We start from the raw sequence: 15441 nt of genomic DNA, 5'->3' as shown, positions 1-15441 counted from the left end.
GCTTTGGCCTGTTCAGGTTGCAGATGACATTTCTGAGTATCATATTTCATGTCTAACTCAGGTTCGATATACTAAATTTAGTAAAAATTATAGGGCGGTTTTTCCGCCCTTTTATATGGTGAAATTTAAATGGAACACAACTCAGTTATTGAGCAAATGCGTCAGTTGATTCAACTGATTGCAAAACATAATCATGCTTACTATGTGATGGATCAACCCTCCATTTCTGATAGTGAATATGACCATTTATTTCATCAACTGAAAGCCTTAGAACAACAATATCCAGAGTGTATTCAGGCAGATACCCCGACCAATAAAGTCGGTGGACAAGCCTTATCAAAATTTGAAAGTGTCACTCATGCGGTGCCAATGTTGTCATTGGGGAATGTTTTTAATCAGGAAGACCTGTTTGCCTTTGCGCGCCGTATTGACGAGCGTTTACCGAACCAGAAGATCCAATATGATGTCGAACTGAAACTGGATGGTTTAGCGATTTCATTGTGGTATGAAAATGGTGTATTGGTCCGTGGAGTCACCCGTGGGGATGGGGAGACTGGTGAAGATATTACTCAAAATGTCAAAACCATTCGCAACTTGCCAAAAGTATTGTCGAGTCAGCATCAAGCGATTCCTGAGTTCTTGGAAGTACGTGGCGAAGTGTTGATGCCGAAACAAGGCTTTGAAAAACTTAATGCTGATCAGGAAGCCAAAGGCGATAAAACCTTTGCCAATCCTCGTAATGCGGCGGCAGGTAGTCTAAGACAGCTTGATCCAAATATTGCAGCCTCACGCCCATTGGCGTTCTATGCCTATGGAATTGCACAGTGTGTACCGAATCATGGACTTGAGACCATGCATGATAGTTTGCATTGGCTGACCAAGTTTGGTTTTGAAATTGCAGAACGTCAATTCCTCTGTGCTTCGATTGAGGAAGTCCAACAACGCTATGAACAGATTCAACAAGAACGTCCAGATCTCAATGTTGAAATTGATGGCATGGTGATTAAGGTAGACAGCCTTAAACAGCAGCAACAACTCGGCTTCCTGAGTCGTGAACCGCGTTGGGCAACGGCCTATAAATTCCCAGCACAGGCTGCACTCACCAAAGTCGAAAATATTGACTGGCAAGTGGGACGTACCGGAACACTGACACCTGTGGCACGTTTAGCACCTGTTTTTGTTGGTGGAGTGACAGTGTCCAATGTGACGCTACATAACATTGGTGAAATTCATCGTTTAGATGTGCGTGTCGGGGATACCGTTAGTGTCTACCGCACGGGTGATGTGATTCCAAAGGTCGAGAAAGTTTGGGTGGAGTTCCGTCCTGTGGATGCCGAGATGGTGCATCTTCCAACGAATTGTCCAGTCTGTGATTCGCCTGTGGTCATGCCAGAAGGTGAAGCATTGGCACGTTGTTCAGGTGGTTTGTATTGTGCAGCACAGCGTATTGAGGCCATTCGTCACTTTGTTTCACGTAAAGCCTTGGATATTGAAGGCTTAGGTGATCGTTGGGTGGAGTCACTTCTGCATCTCGACTTACTCAAAGATGTGGCTGATATTTATCATTTACATGAACATCGTGCGACCTTGTTGACCATCGAGAAAATGGGCGAGAAATCGGTTCAGAACCTGATTGATGCGATTGAAGCCAGCAAGAAAACGACTTTGGCACGTTTTATTTATGCCTTGGGAATTCGTGGGGTAGGTGAGACCACAGCACGTATGCTGGCGAATACTTTCCAGACTCTGGAGGCACTTAAAGCTGCGGATATAGATGCACTCAAGAAAACGCCTGATGTTGGTGATATTACAGCCGAATGGATTGCTGATTTCTTCCAGGCGCCGCATAACCTTGAGGTATTGGATCGTTTAATGGCTGCGGGCATTCATTGGGATGCACCGACTGCACCAACACGACAACCGTTGAATGGTGAGAGCTGGGTGGTGACTGGAACGCTGGAAACCATGGGGCGTGATGAGGCAACACAAAAGCTTCAAGCCTTAGGTGCACGTGTCAGTGGCAGTGTTTCTAGCAAAACCAAATGTGTGGTTGCCGGTGAGAAAGCAGGCAGTAAATTGGATAAAGCGCAGAAATTAGAAATTCGTGTGTTGAATGAGCAAGAGTTTTTAGCGTTTTTGAAGCAGTATGATGTCTGATTCTTTATTTAAATTTTGAGTCAGTGCGAAGGGATAAAAAAAGGCGGCATTTATGCCGCCTTTCATTGTATTAAATATATTTTTTCACAATGCCGTCATCCAACAATTGTTGGAAATGCTCACAGACACTTTCACGAATATCGCGATATTGAATCCCTAAATCTTTCTTACTACGCTGTGCATTAAAATAGATGGGATAACCCATATTTAAACGCACAAATTCACGTGAATGGCCGAGGATCGGTGCAACAAAAGAAAAGGCTGTTTTTGGCACAGTAAAGTGCGGGAATGGAAATTTATAGCCAAACTTCTGAGTAAGTGCCTTACCCATGTCCAATAAACTGAGTGTTCCACCACAAATGATATAGCGGCCCTGTGCTTGTGGATTTAATGCCGCAGCGACATGTGCATCCGCAACGTCACGAACATCGACAATCCCGTTCCACATTGGCGGAACACCGAATAAGGTCGTACCGTTACCGAACTGTTGTAATACTTCAATGCTACCCGACTGGCTCGCATCGGTCAGGGATGGTCCCATCACTAAAGCTGGATTAATACATACCAGATCCCAACGGTTCTGTTGCTCGGCCATTTCCCATGCTTTGCGTTCTGCCGCGACTTTTGAATAAGGATAGGGCTGATGTGTTTCGCTACTGGTATTGTTCCAGTGACTTTCATCAAATTCATTATTGGCAGTGTCTTGAATCTCAACCGCATCGCCATAAGTCGATGCAATACTTGAGGTCAGTACCACACGTTTTACCGATTCTGCACGATTAACACTGTTCAAAACATTTTCTGTGCCTTTTACCGCAGGCTCAATGATGTCTTTGACTGCATCTTTATAATTGGTAACCACAAAAGGTGATGCAGTATGAATCACGATCTCGCAATCTTTCATCGCTTCATCAAATGAACCAGATTCAAGCAAATCTGCTTTGAAAAACTGGATCTGCCCAGTTGATTGTTCAGCCAGATCATACAAATGCTGGATCTTATTTTTCTTTGATGGGTCACGTACAGTCGCATGAACTGTATAACCTTGATTCAACAGACGTTCGATAATCCAGCCTGCTATATAACCCGTCGCGCCAGTGACCAAAATTGGTTTGCTTTTATCCATTGTGGTTTCCACATTATGTTTTTGTGATTGCTGTTATTTACCGAATTTCGCTCAAACAAACAACAGCTGAGCAGTCATTTTTTATGATTTTTTGATCAAAACATCAGCGGAATAAGAAGCATTGCTAATGGTTACAAAAAATCAAACAAATGATTTTCAATAGGATTATCACTTTTTAAAGTCATAAATGATATGCAAAGGCTTATTTTATTTAGATAAATTTAGTCAATTCGAATTGTAAATGCGTATGTTTCTCATTTTAATTTTATAAAAATCATGAACTTACACACTTTTGTTTTTGCAATTCTATTGTAACTTGGCCATACTATTCTCATTCGATAGGAGTAAGTATTATGCGTGGCAATCCAGAAGTCATCGACTATTTAAATATGCTCATTGGCGGTGAATTGGCTGCTCGTGATCAATATTTAATTCATTCAAGAATGTACGAAGATTGGGGCTTGAGCAAAATCTATGAGCGTATTGACCATGAAATGCAGGAAGAAGCATCTCATGCTGACGCAATCATTCGTCGTGTGTTGTTCCTCGGTGCTCAACCGAATATGAATCGTGAAGATATCAATGTAGGTTCGGATGTTGTGAGCTGCTTAAAAGCAGATTTAGCACTTGAATATCATGTCCGTGAAAAATTGGCTGTGGGTATCAAATTGTGTGAAAAAAAAGGCGATTTTATTAGTCGTGACATGTTGCGTCAGCAGCTTTCTGACACAGAAGAAGATCATACGTATTGGTTAGAAAAACAATTACGTTTAATTGAATTAATTGGTCTGCAAAATTATATTCAATCACAAATCTAATCGATTAGCGTGATGAATAAAAAAAGGAACTTCAAATGAAGTTCCTTTTTTTATTTTGTATTCAAAATGATGAAAGAATAAGAAGCTGAAATGAAGGCTTAGAATTTTTTACTGTAGTTCACAAATAAGCGATCTTCACTAAAATCATTGCCATGTTTCACGTTATAGTCAATCCGGATGTACTGTAGCGAAAAACCTTTGAGAGAAGGCTGTTGGAATGCATAGTTGAGAATAACATTGGATTCAGATTCATGATTTTTTTCACCATTGGCTGCTTTGAAATCATGACCATAGACATATTTCACCACAGCATTCAAACCTGGAACATAGTTATTGAAATCATAGCCATACATCATGTGATAAGACTTTTCGTTCTTTTTGAAGAAGCCGGTTGCATTCCAGTTAATAAAATAGGTCTCAGGCAAGAAACCGTCAGGCAAGGGATAAGCCGACTCGCCGATAATTTGCTGATAACCTAAACCAAAGGACTGATTTTTCACCTTGAGCATTTCAAGCAAACCAATATTTTGAGCATCGATATCGAAGTTGGAACCATCATTCTTGGTATTAAAATATTTAAATCTGGAATTAAGACTAAAATTAGGCTGTTTCCACTGGTGGTCTAATCCCACATAATGCTTGTTGTATAAGTCTTCTAAATTGCCAAAATAATATTCAGCCTTCAATGATGGCGTGAGCTGATAGCGCAGATCCAGATAATTTAGACCATCTGAGTAAATGGTTTTCCCATTCGAGGTAAAGGAAAACTTTTTAAAATCTTCTTCATTCCGTGGAGAGACTTTGTCGATTCTTCCTATTTCGGCATATAGCTGATCAGAAATTTGTGACTTTAAATTTGTCCCCCAATAAGAGGTGAGTAACTGACGGCTGCTATCCACCGCTGTCACGGGTAAATCCAACCAGAGTTCACCCACACTCAATAACGTTTTGTCATAGCCTAATTTTAAAGTGGCACCATATTTTAAATAGTCAGATGCTTGTGACTGTGTTTGGGTGTCAAAGGGCAGGACAGTATCAGCCACATGTTTATCTTGACTCAAACGCACTGCATATTGCACCGAAGCATCTACACCAATGGTGATTGGCTTATCTGCGATATGCAGCGGTGTTTCCTGCATCTTGGATTTATAAAATAAGGATGCTGCTTGTGACCAACTGCCTGTATCTTTGAGATTAGGATTATCAAAGTCTCGATTGATATAAGCATTCTTCAGGGTAAACTTCCATTCATCTTGAACAGTTTGAGTCGATTCTGCGGCAGCGAGTAGCGGGCTGTAAAAGCTCCCCATTAAAAGCAGTGTAGAGACCGTTAAGCAATGTGGGCTCAGGCGTTGTAATGATGTCATAATCCATATCCAAATATGATGCGCCAGTCCTCGACGCACCTCGTGTTATTGCTGAGTCAGTGAAGCTTGTGTATTAAAGTTCGGTGCAGATTGTGCTGCAACGGAAGCTTTTAAATTGACCATAAAGATGGCAAAGGCTGCGATAATGCCTGGGATGGCAATCGCAAGGAAGTTCATTTGGTGAGGCAGTTCAAAGGTCAGTAAAGCACCCGTTAAGACAGGGCCAATGATGGCACCAATTCGTCCAATGCCTGAAGCCCAGCCCATGCCTGTTGAGCGTAATGCCGTCGGGTAGAATTGAGCGACAAAAGTATAGAGTAGAATTTGTGAGCCAATGGTTGCTGCACCTGCGACCGCAATCAAGCTATATAAAATAAATTGTGGACTATTAAAACCCAGCAAGATCAGCGCAGCCGCGCCAATCACGAACATACTGGTAATTACAGGTTTTAAATGGAATTTATCTGCCAGTGCACCACCACCAATTGCGCCCACCATGCCCCCAATATTCAGTGCGAATAGGAATAACATGCTGGCACCCAAAGAATAGCCTGCCTGTAACATCAGTTTTGGTAACCAGCTTCCCAATGCATAAACCATCAATAAACACATAAAGAAGGCAACCCAAAACATGAAAGTACTAAACGTACGACCTTGTTGGAACAGTGCACGGACAGGTGCCTCGGTGGTGGTACTTTCATTTAGAATGAGCTGTGTATTGCTGCTTAATTGAGTTTCAGGTGCAATTTTAGTGACGATCATTTTGGCTTGATTGTGATGATTGGATTTCACTAAAAATGCCAGAGATTCAGGCAGGAATTTCCAGATCACAGGCAACAGTAAGAGGGGAATACCTGCAATTAAAAACATGATTTGCCAGCCCATATCTTTGACCAGCCACGCTCCAAGTAAGGCTGAACTCATACCACCAATGGCATAACCGCTAAACATTAATGCAACTAAGGTACTACGTATTTTTTTAGGCGCATATTCGGTCATCAGGGCCACCACATTCGGCATCACACCACCGATACCTAAGCCTGCAATAAAACGTAAAATTGCAAATTCAATTGGATTGCTGGCAAAAGCACCGAGAAAGGTAAATCCGCTGAATAAGGTGACACAGATCAGAATGGTTTTCTTACGGCCCAGTTTGTCTGAGAGCGTGCCAAAAATCATGGCACCAAACATCATGCCAAAGAGTGCTGCACTGGCAAGCAATCCAGCTTGCACTGCAGTCAGTGACCATTGTTGCATCAGTAAGGGCAGCACCACACCATAAATCACCAGATCGTATCCATCAAAAATAATAATGATTAAACACCAAATTAAGACTTTCCAATGAAAAGCTGCGAAACGGGCTTTATCAATAATGTCATTAATATTGACCTTGTTTGTGTCCATTGCTTCACCTCCGATTTGTGAAGTACAGGTTATTTTTTATTAAGCTATTTTGTTATTGGGTCGGAGTCAAAAACCTAATTGATATATCTTTATGTCATTAAAGTATTGTGATTTTTTTAATATAAATTATTGATAATTATTGTTTAAATTTAATTTTTTGATTGGGTGTTAAAATTGAATTAAATATTAAATAGTGAGAATTTAGATGATTTTTTATGGCTTTTTAGCTGATTTTTAAATTGGGAAATCACTAGGTAAATAAACTCTCTGCTTTTAAATAAGGACATATTTTTATTTAGTTGTTGAGATAAAAATACAGAAAATTTTATTTAGGGGAAAGATTTTATATTTAAAGGCGAGTTTTTTGAAATGGATTGCTGACGCTTAAAAGTTTAACTTCATGATCAAAGGCCTTTTATTCGCCAGCAAGTCGCTATGAGTTGCTTTTGGTTGATTGTACTGGAGACGATTGAGAGAGAATAAGATGAGCAATGATCCCTATACAGATCCCCCAAAATACCGAACTTAAGCCTAGAAAATGCATACCAGAAGCAGTGGCGAGAAAGGTAATCAGTGCAGCATCACGGTGTTGAGAATTTTGCATCGCAGCAGTGATATTGGTTGCAATCGCTCCCAGTAAGGCTAAGCCTGCCAAAGCCGCAACCAGTTCTTTTGGCAATAAACTAAACAGCATGACAATACTGCCAGCAAACAGTCCGCCGAGAATATAAAAAATCCCGTTGGCAATCCCAGCAATATAACGCTTTTCTTTTAGTTCATGTGCATCTTTACCCATGCATAATGCCGCGGTAATCGAGGCGAGGACGATGGTAATACCGCCAACACAGGCAACCGCTAAAGAGGCAATACTGGTTGCGCTGATAATTGGTTTGGCTGGCGTGTCATAACCACTCAGTTTCATGATCGCCATACCCGGTAAAAACTGACCTGTCAGGCTGACCAGAATCAAGGGGAGTGCCAGATTTAAGGTGGAGTTCCATGACCATTCTGGACTGATCCATTGTGGAACTGCCAGATTAAAACTCACTTCAACAGGATTCATTTTTCCCAAAAATAAACTGAGTAAGATTCCAGCTGCCAATACCCAGATCATGGTATAGCGAGGCATCAGCCGTTTTGCAATCAGAAATACCATCAGCATGCTAAACACAATCAAAGGCATACTATCTGAAGCAGTAAACAGATTGATTCCGAACTGGAACAGGATACCTGCCATCATCCCCGCAGCAACATCTTGAGGAATCCACTTTAGGAGTTTGTCGAAACAGCCTGTAATCCCAATCAGAAAAATCACAATTGCAGAAGTGATATAGGCCGCGACTGCTTCATTCAATGAAATGTCAGGAAATAACGTGACTAATAACGCCGTCCCCGGTGCAGACCAAGCGGTAATAACGGGTGTTTTATATTTAATGGAGAGATAAATCCCCGCAACTGCCGCACCGATGGAAATGCCCCAAATCCATGACACCATCATGTCTGTAGAAACATTGGCGCGTTGCGCTGCCTGAAAGAAAATGATCAGTGGACCAGAATAGGAAATTAGCACGGCAAGAAAGCCTGCAACCGTAGCTGAAATAGACCAATCTTGTTTTAATGTTTTGAGTAAAGTTGTCATTCGATGATGGCCTCCTTGCACATCTGAAACGAAAAAGATCAGGACTAACCCTGATCTCCACCTCCCACTGGGATGACGCTGCCAGTGATATAAGATGCATCATCAGATGCAAGAAAAACAATGGCTTTGACCTGTTCCTCAATACTGCCATAACGGCCCATAAATGTACGATCTATAGTTTGGTCGACGACCTGTTGCATCCAGTCTTTTTCATCCTGACTCAGTGGATTGCTATTGCGAGGCACTTTGCGAGGCGGTGCTTCAGTTCCACCTGTGGCAATGGCATTGACACGAATCCCGTCTTGGGCATGTTCAAATGCCAGCGATGCCGTTAGTGCATTAACTCCACCTTTGGCTGCTGAGTAGGGAATACGGTTAATCCCGCGAGTCGCAATTGAGGAAACATTTACAATCACACCGGCTTGTTGCTTGATCATTTCGGGCAATACGGCTCGACAACACCATAATGTTGGAAACAGCGAGCGATTCACTTCCTTGATAATTTCTTCTTCAGAAAATTCCTGAAAAGGTTTCATCCAGATCGCACCGCCGACATTATTGATTAGAATATCGACTCGACCAAATTGTTGAATCGCTTTTGTAACAACCACTTGTGCACCCGCAAAGCTTTCCAGATCGGTTTGGATGGTAATGGCATCAGCACCCAATGCTTTGACTTCGATTAACACCTCTTCGACATAATCAGAACGATCGGCCAGAATCAGTTGCGCACCTTCGGCAGCCAGTTGTAGCGCAACGCCACGACCAATGCCTTGGGCACTGCCAGTCACAATCACCACTTTATGCTTAAATCTTTGTGCTTGAGACATACATAATTCTCCAGTAATCATCAATTCGCAGAGAACTTTTCGAACAGGAAATTGGCAGGTTTGATTTGTTTAGCATCTAACCAACCACGGACTGCTTCGACCATCGGAACAGGACCACACAGATAAATATCAACATCGCCTTTGTTCAGCCAATCATTATCAATATGTGCTGTGACATAGCCTTTACGTTCATGTTGACTGTCAGGATGTGCAACGACAGTTCGATATTCAAACCAAGAGAATTTAGCTTGTAATTCAGCTAATTTTTCCAAAGCGACTAGATCAAAATCGTTGGTTACGCCAAACACTAAACGAATTGGTTGGGTTGAGCCTTTTTCTTCCAATACGTGCAGCATCGACATAAACGGAGCGATGCCCGTACCGCCTGCGAGCATCAGTACAGGACGCGTCACATTACGCAGATAGAAGCTACCGAATGGTCCGGTAAAGGTCATCTTGTCGCCAGCTTGTGCGGTTTTACTCAAGAAGTCGCTCATTTTGCCGTTTGGGACATTACGAACCACAAAGCCTGTTAAACGATTGCCAGGCTTGGAACTAAAGGAATATGAACGTGTTTCACCCGTTGTCGGAATACCAACATTGACATATTGCCCCGCAAGAAAATGGATATCGGGTTGACCTTCATCCAGTTGAATATCAAAGGTAATGGTGGAATCAGAGAGGTTTTCAACGCGGGCTAAAGTCCCTTGAAAACTATGAATTTCAGTTTTACAGACATCTGATGACGCCTGAATCTGAAACACTGCATCTGAGCTTGGACGACATTGGCATGCCAGAATATAACCTTGTTCCGCTTCTTCAGGTGTTAAGGCATCTTCAATATACGTTTCTTCTGGCATGTCATAACTGCCAGATTCACAGAAGGCACGGCAGGTACCGCAGGCACCGTCACGACAGTCCAGAGGAATATTAATTTTTTGGCGATAAGCTGCATCGGATAGGGTTTCACCTTGAGCGACACTAATAAAACGTGTCACACCATCTTCAAATTGAAGTGCTACATTGTGGTTTGACATGAGACGTATCCTACAAAATAATTTTAATTTGGGACCTCAACCAACAGTCCGTTTGACTGAGGAGACCTATTTTTAGAGGTGGTAAATATCAATCACTTGATTGATGTAATCATTTTTAAGCACCACATACTTGCTGAGGATTTTTGGTTCATCACCAGAACAATCAATCACATAGCGTGACATGCCAAAGTAGCTATAGGTGGTTTTATAGCGGAAGCTCAAGGTATTCCAGTTAAAGCGAACTATGAGTTTATCTCCGTCGTGCTCTACGATTTCAATATTGGCAATATTGTGGCAAGTACGGGTATCAGGCATGGTGGCAGAGGAGCGTTCGGTCTTGATTCGGAATACACGGTCTTCCAAACCTTGGCGATCTGGGTAGTAAATCAGTGAAATTTCAGATTGTGGATCTTCAGTGAGTTGATCATTGTCATCCCAAGCTGGCATCCAGAAACTGGCTTCTGGGGCATAACAATTGAGCCAGTCATCCCATTGTTCATCATCTAAAAAGCGTGCTTCACGATAGAGAAACTGGGCAATATTTTCCAAGCTGGTTTTGTCTTGAATATTCATGCGTTTTCTCCTTGAGCCGCGATTTCCTTCTCTGCGACAATGGCGTGTTTCATGGTATGCAGCCAATATTGATGTTGTGCCAGATACAGCCCTTCATCTTCAGTTTTGATCCCGCTCAGCATCGGCTTGAGACCAATTTCATTGGCCGCATCATCTGGGCCATAAATCCAGTGTTTTGAACCACGGCACATGTCATTCCATTCCAGCGCAATGCCTGCATAACCTGCCTGACAGGCACGGAATTCTTCCAGATCATCAGGCGTGGCCATGCCAGAAGCATTAAAGAAATCTTCGTATTGGCGAATACGACGTGCACGTGCTTCCGGGGCTTCACCTTTCGGTGCAATACAGTAAATCGTGACTTCAGTGCGATCGACTGAAATAGGACGCAATACACGAATTTGCGAACCGAACTGATCCATCAAATAGACGTTTGGATAGAGGCATAAGTTGCGCGAGCGTTCGATCATCCATTTCGACATGGCAGAGCCGTATTTCTCGGTATATTCTTCTGCCTTCGGAAAGTTCGGACGATCTTCAGGATTGGCCCATTGTGTCCAAAGCAGCATATGACCATTTTCAAAACCATAAGAACCGCCGCCTTGCTTACCCCAAGACCCAGCACTCATGGCACGAATATTATCGGCAGCTTGGGTTTCTTTGCGGTGTTGTGTGGTTGCAGCATAGTTCCAGTGCACAGCTGAAACGTGGTAACCATCAGCACCGTTTTCAGCGGTCAGTTTCCAGTTACCTTCATAGGTATAAGACGATGTACCACGCAGAACTTCTAGGCCATGTTCAGATTGATCAACAATCATGTCGATGATTTTGCTGGTTTCACCTAAGAATTCTTCAAGCGAAGGTACATCTGGATTGAGGCTACCAAATAAGAAGCCTTTGTAATTCTCAAAACGCGCAACTTTTTTCAGGTCATGCGAACCCTCCTGATTAAAGCAATCTGAGTAGCCCGCTTCACTTGGATCTTTGACTTTGAGCAATTTGCCCGAATTGTTAAATGTCCAGCCGTGGAAAGGACAAGTATAGGTTGCCTTGTTACCGCGTTTATGACGACACAATTGTGCGCCGCGGTGTGAACAGGCATTGATCATGGCATTCAGTTCGCCATTACGGTTACGGGCAATAATGATCGGTTGACGACCAATATGTGCGGTGTAGAAATCGTTGTTATTGGGAATCTGACTTTCGTGCGCAAGATAAACCCAATTACCTTCGAAAATGTATTTCATTTCAAGATCAAATAAGGCTTGATCGGTAAACACTGAGCGATGAAGTTTAAATTCACCGGTGTCGATATTATCTACAAGTAGGTCATCAATACGATCAAGGTGACTGGTATTGATTACAGGAATACGTGGCATGTCCGTTCTCCGACTTTCCAAATCTGTGGAAGTCATCGAGATGCTTTCGAAAGTATCTCGATATCCTAAAGGGTTAAATTCTGTGCGAGTCTTTTCACTTGAACCGATAATGATGAATACAGGCAGCAATCTCAGCGGGGCGATTCATATTTCATCGGTTTATCTCTTGTCTATACCTTAAAAGAATGAGTAAACTGTGTCTAAGACCGAATTTATATTTTTATATATCTTAAAGGTATGGAAACCTCATGGAACTACGTCATTTACGGTATTTTGTTGCGGTTGTTGAAGAACAAAGCTTTACCAAGGCAGCAGAAAAACTATTTATTGCTCAACCACCTTTGAGTCGGCAGATTCAAAACTTGGAAGGCGAGCTTGGAATTCAATTGTTTGAGCGAGGAAGCCGGCCATTACAGACCACACCTGCTGGGCATTTCTTTTATCAGCATGCGATTAAACTTTTGTCTAATGCTGAAGAAATCAAGAGTATGGCCAAACGCATTGGACTGATCGAACGCAGTGTCACGATTGGTTTTGTGGGGTCGTTACTGTATGGATTGTTACCTCGAATCATTTATTTATTTCGGCAACAGCAACCGCATTTAAATATTCAACTGGTGGAAATGAGTACTACGGAGCAGTTGCAGGCTTTAAAAGAAGGACGTATTGATGTAGGTTTTGGGCGTTTGCGGATTAGTGATCCAGCGGTAAGGCGGATTTTGTTGCGTAAAGAGCGCTTGGTTGTGGCGGCACATACCAGTCATCCGATTGCGCAACGTACAGAAGGGGTCTATCTGGCTGATCTAATTGATGAAAAGATGTTTATGTATCCTACCTCTCCGAAGCCTAATTTTTCGACTCAACTCCTGAATATCTTTGCCGAGCATAGTTTAGTACCCAAAAATATGCATGAAGTGCGAGAAATCCAATTGGCCTTAGGCTTGGTCGCAGCGGGCGAAGGATTGTGTGTGATTCCTGCCAGTGCCGATACCATTCGTTTTCCCCATTTGAATTATATTCCGATTCTGGACAATGGTGCAGTCAGTCCAATTTTTCTGACTGCACGGGCAATGGATCGTAGTGAAGACTTGCAGTTGTTATTTGATTGTGTCTATCAAGTTTATGATCTGGAAGGTATTCCATATCAACGGACTGTATTTACACTCGATCAAAACCCGATTGATGACTCGGTTGGGATTGATTTTTAAAGTATGTCCATAAAAAAGCCTAAGGTCAGAAATCTGAACTAGGCTATTGATGAATAGATTGATTTAACAGTATTTGAAAAGATTATTTGGTTTGTAATATTTTCAAATCTTTCAATACTTGATCTGCGTGAGTCTGTGTATTCACACTGGTATAATGATACATCACTGCGCCTTGAGGATTGATTAAAAAGCTTTCCCGCTTGGCAATTTTAGCAATGCCTAAATTTCGGACAATGCCAAATTTAGTTGCAAGTTCGCCTTTATCATCTGCAAGAATTGGGAACGGTAAACCAAGTTTTTCTGAGAATTTTTGATGTGATGCAACATCATCCAGACTGACACCAAGTACCACCGCATTTGATTTGGTAAATTGAGGATACAGTGATTTAAACTGATTGGCCTCTTGGGTACAGCCTGCAGTGTTATCTTTAGGATAAAAATACAAGACAACCCATTTGCCTTTATATTGATTCAAGGTATGCCATTTGCCACTTTGATCTTGCAGTTTAAAATCTGGTGCTGATTGTCCAACCCATTCTTTTTGAGCGTTATCTTGCTTAGAAAATAAGGTACTTTGCGCTGTACTTAGGCTGGGTGCGCCAAGTAAAAAAAGTGAACTACATACCACGAGAACTTTGGACATTATCGTATTCATCATGTTGATCTCAAAGTGTAATACCACATACTTTAGCAAATTTAGAAATTGAATGTGTTAGAAAATTCTTTACAGAATTTTGATCTGCTTTATATATTTAAATTGAAGAGTGATTTAAAAAAAGAAAAGGTAAATCAATGGATGTTGGCGCGGTTCTCATTAAATTAAAAACAAATAGGCAGACTGAGGTCGAGGCTTGGCAGCAAGAAATTGAGCGACGTAAAGCGGAAGCAATTCAAACGCTTCAAGCTGAAGGTGTGAAAGTGGAATCTTGGTTTCAACTTGAATTGAATGATGAAAATTATTTGCTTGCTTATACGCGCGCTAAAGATATTGCTCAGGCAAAACAGATGGCAAGAAATAGTTCCTTTGAAATTGATAAAGTTCACCAACAGTTTAAGCAGCATTGGGAACAAATAATTCCAGCAAAATTATTGATTGATTTGGAAAATAATGATGAGAAAGAAACAGGTTATACTTCGGGGCAAGTGTGAATAATTAGGTAAAAGCGTGGAACATAAGATTTTACTGATTACGGGATGGGGCGGTGGTGCTCAATTATTAAAACCGCTGCATGAGGCTTTAGAACAACAAGGACATGTTGTTGAGCGGATTGATATTTTTAATGCGTTGGATGATGACGTTTTACAACAGTATGTTGAACGTGCAGTGAAGTTTGATGTGATTATCGGATGGTCGCTTGGTGGACAACTGGCAACAATTTTGGTCAATCAAATACAACAACAATATGCTCAACAGAAAGTTTTAATCACTTTCGCTTCAAATCCCTGTTTTGTTGTTCAATCGGATTGGTCGACAGCAATGTCTGTAGAAACCTTTATGCAGTTTAAGCAGTCATTTGAACAGGATGCGATTACTACGCTAAAACGATTTGGCTTACTGGTATGTCAAGGTGCAAGTTCGGCAAAAAAAGATTTCTTAGCCATGCAACAATTGATTCGCCCGCAACCGATTGCACTATTAAAGCAAGGTTTACAGTTGTTAGAACAATTAAACTTGGTTGAGATGTATAAGAATTATCAGGGTGGACAATTACATGTGTTTGCGGAGCATGATGCTCTAGTTCCTTACCAAGTTATGCAGAATATTCAGGATTTATCTGCAAAGAATTTATCTATCGTTTCCGTTGAAGGTGCTTCACATGGTTTTCCGTGCTTTATGGTTGAGCAGACTGTGCAAATAATTGAGGATTTTCTGTGTGAGAGGGTTTAATCTTGCTTGAATTGA

General features: G+C 41.7%; 14 protein-coding genes. 5 read left to right on the top strand and 9 right to left on the bottom strand.

Annotation, left to right across the window (positions count from 1 at the left end; translation table 11 throughout):
* Positions 1-129 precede the first annotated feature (129 nt).
* Positions 130-2157 carry an NAD-dependent DNA ligase LigA gene (ligA, locus tag F909_RS09070; protein ID WP_005151129.1) on the top strand — a complete coding sequence of 676 codons (2028 nt, stop codon included), beginning with the start codon at positions 130-132 and terminating at the stop codon, positions 2155-2157.
* A gap of 70 nt (positions 2158-2227) precedes the next feature.
* On the opposite strand, the gene F909_RS09075 is transcribed toward ligA, so the two are convergent.
* A complete protein-coding gene (locus F909_RS09075; protein WP_005151127.1) occupies positions 2228-3283 on the bottom strand; it encodes an SDR family oxidoreductase in 1056 nt (351 codons plus the stop codon).
* 353 nt (positions 3284-3636) lie between these two features.
* Between F909_RS09075 and ftn the strand changes: the two genes are divergently transcribed.
* The gene (gene ftn, locus F909_RS09080; protein ID WP_005151125.1) at positions 3637-4101 is read left to right on the top strand and encodes a heteropolymeric bacterioferritin subunit Ftn; all 465 of its coding nucleotides are present in this window, start codon (positions 3637-3639) and stop codon (positions 4099-4101) included.
* Positions 4102-4199: 98 nt separating this feature from the next.
* On the opposite strand, the gene F909_RS09085 is transcribed toward ftn, so the two are convergent.
* The 7 genes from F909_RS09085 to benA all read right to left on the bottom strand — a co-directional run bounded on the left by F909_RS09085 (position 4200) and on the right by benA (position 12330).
* Positions 4200-5411, bottom strand: coding sequence for an OprD family outer membrane porin (locus F909_RS09085; protein ID WP_085940853.1), 1212 nt, complete (start codon positions 5409-5411; stop codon positions 4200-4202).
* Between the two features lie 102 nt (positions 5412-5513).
* Entirely contained in the window at positions 5514-6872 is a 1359-nt protein-coding gene (locus tag F909_RS09090; RefSeq protein ID WP_005151122.1) for an aromatic acid/H+ symport family MFS transporter, read from the bottom strand.
* A gap of 433 nt (positions 6873-7305) precedes the next feature.
* A complete protein-coding gene (gene benE, locus F909_RS09095) occupies positions 7306-8511 on the bottom strand; it encodes a benzoate/H(+) symporter BenE (RefSeq protein WP_005151121.1) in 1206 nt (401 codons plus the stop codon).
* 44 nt (positions 8512-8555) lie between these two features.
* The gene (benD, locus tag F909_RS09100) at positions 8556-9341 is read right to left on the bottom strand and encodes a benzoate diol dehydrogenase BenD (protein WP_005151119.1); all 786 of its coding nucleotides are present in this window, start codon (positions 9339-9341) and stop codon (positions 8556-8558) included.
* A gap of 20 nt (positions 9342-9361) precedes the next feature.
* A complete protein-coding gene (gene benC, locus F909_RS09105; protein WP_005151117.1) occupies positions 9362-10378 on the bottom strand; it encodes a benzoate 1,2-dioxygenase electron transfer component BenC in 1017 nt (338 codons plus the stop codon).
* Between the two features lie 72 nt (positions 10379-10450).
* Positions 10451-10951 carry a benzoate 1,2-dioxygenase small subunit gene (gene benB, locus F909_RS09110; RefSeq protein WP_005151115.1) on the bottom strand — a complete coding sequence of 167 codons (501 nt, stop codon included), beginning with the start codon at positions 10949-10951 and terminating at the stop codon, positions 10451-10453.
* Positions 10948-12330: a benzoate 1,2-dioxygenase large subunit gene (gene benA, locus F909_RS09115; protein WP_005151114.1), complete on the bottom strand. Its 1383-nt coding sequence runs from the start codon at positions 12328-12330 to the stop codon at positions 10948-10950. The genes benB and benA overlap by 4 nt, the downstream gene beginning before the upstream one ends.
* A 248-nt stretch (positions 12331-12578) precedes the next feature.
* Here benA and F909_RS09120 point away from each other — a divergent pair, with 248 nt between their 5' ends.
* Positions 12579-13538, top strand: a complete 960-nt coding sequence (locus F909_RS09120; RefSeq protein WP_005151112.1) for a LysR family transcriptional regulator — start codon at positions 12579-12581, stop codon at positions 13536-13538.
* A gap of 82 nt (positions 13539-13620) precedes the next feature.
* Here the strand turns inward: F909_RS09120 and F909_RS09125 are convergent, their stop codons facing one another.
* Positions 13621-14196, bottom strand: a complete 576-nt coding sequence (locus F909_RS09125; protein WP_005151109.1) for a peroxiredoxin — start codon at positions 14194-14196, stop codon at positions 13621-13623.
* A gap of 134 nt (positions 14197-14330) precedes the next feature.
* Here F909_RS09125 and F909_RS09130 point away from each other — a divergent pair, with 134 nt between their 5' ends.
* Together F909_RS09130 and F909_RS09135 are read left to right on the top strand one after the other, a co-directional pair.
* On the top strand, positions 14331-14687 hold the full coding sequence (locus F909_RS09130; RefSeq protein ID WP_005151108.1) for a DUF6176 family protein: 357 nt from the start codon (positions 14331-14333) through the stop codon (positions 14685-14687).
* 16 nt (positions 14688-14703) lie between these two features.
* A complete protein-coding gene (locus tag F909_RS09135; RefSeq protein WP_005151107.1) occupies positions 14704-15426 on the top strand; it encodes an alpha/beta hydrolase family protein in 723 nt (240 codons plus the stop codon).
* Positions 15427-15441: the final 15 nt, after the last annotated feature.

Origin of the sequence: Acinetobacter sp. ANC 3929, assembly GCF_000369405.1 — a bacterium.
Taxonomy (GTDB): domain Bacteria; phylum Pseudomonadota; class Gammaproteobacteria; order Pseudomonadales; family Moraxellaceae; genus Acinetobacter.
Note: the sequence above shows the minus strand (reverse complement) of the source record. Positions and strands in the feature narration are given on the sequence as shown.

Excerpts from the sequence above, each read along its gene's own strand:
- benE (WP_005151121.1), bottom strand. The coding sequence starts at position 8,511 with ATGACAACTTTACTCAAAACATTAAAACAAGATTGGTCTATTTCAGCT.
- ligA (WP_005151129.1), top strand. The coding sequence starts at position 130 with ATGGAACACAACTCAGTTATTGAGCAAATGCGTCAGTTGATTCAACTG.
- ftn (WP_005151125.1), top strand. The coding sequence starts at position 3,637 with ATGCGTGGCAATCCAGAAGTCATCGACTATTTAAATATGCTCATTGGC.
- F909_RS09125 (WP_005151109.1), bottom strand. The coding sequence starts at position 14,196 with ATGATGAATACGATAATGTCCAAAGTTCTCGTGGTATGTAGTTCACTT.
- F909_RS09130 (WP_005151108.1), top strand. The coding sequence starts at position 14,331 with ATGGATGTTGGCGCGGTTCTCATTAAATTAAAAACAAATAGGCAGACT.
- benA (WP_005151114.1), bottom strand. The coding sequence starts at position 12,330 with ATGCCACGTATTCCTGTAATCAATACCAGTCACCTTGATCGTATTGAT.
- F909_RS09090 (WP_005151122.1), bottom strand. The coding sequence starts at position 6,872 with ATGGACACAAACAAGGTCAATATTAATGACATTATTGATAAAGCCCGT.
- benD (WP_005151119.1), bottom strand. The coding sequence starts at position 9,341 with ATGTCTCAAGCACAAAGATTTAAGCATAAAGTGGTGATTGTGACTGGC.
- benB (WP_005151115.1), bottom strand. The coding sequence starts at position 10,951 with ATGAATATTCAAGACAAAACCAGCTTGGAAAATATTGCCCAGTTTCTC.
- benC (WP_005151117.1), bottom strand. The coding sequence starts at position 10,378 with ATGTCAAACCACAATGTAGCACTTCAATTTGAAGATGGTGTGACACGT.
- F909_RS09120 (WP_005151112.1), top strand. The coding sequence starts at position 12,579 with ATGGAACTACGTCATTTACGGTATTTTGTTGCGGTTGTTGAAGAACAA.
- F909_RS09075 (WP_005151127.1), bottom strand. The coding sequence starts at position 3,283 with ATGGATAAAAGCAAACCAATTTTGGTCACTGGCGCGACGGGTTATATA.
- F909_RS09085 (WP_085940853.1), bottom strand. The coding sequence starts at position 5,411 with ATGGGGAGCTTTTACAGCCCGCTACTCGCTGCCGCAGAATCGACTCAA.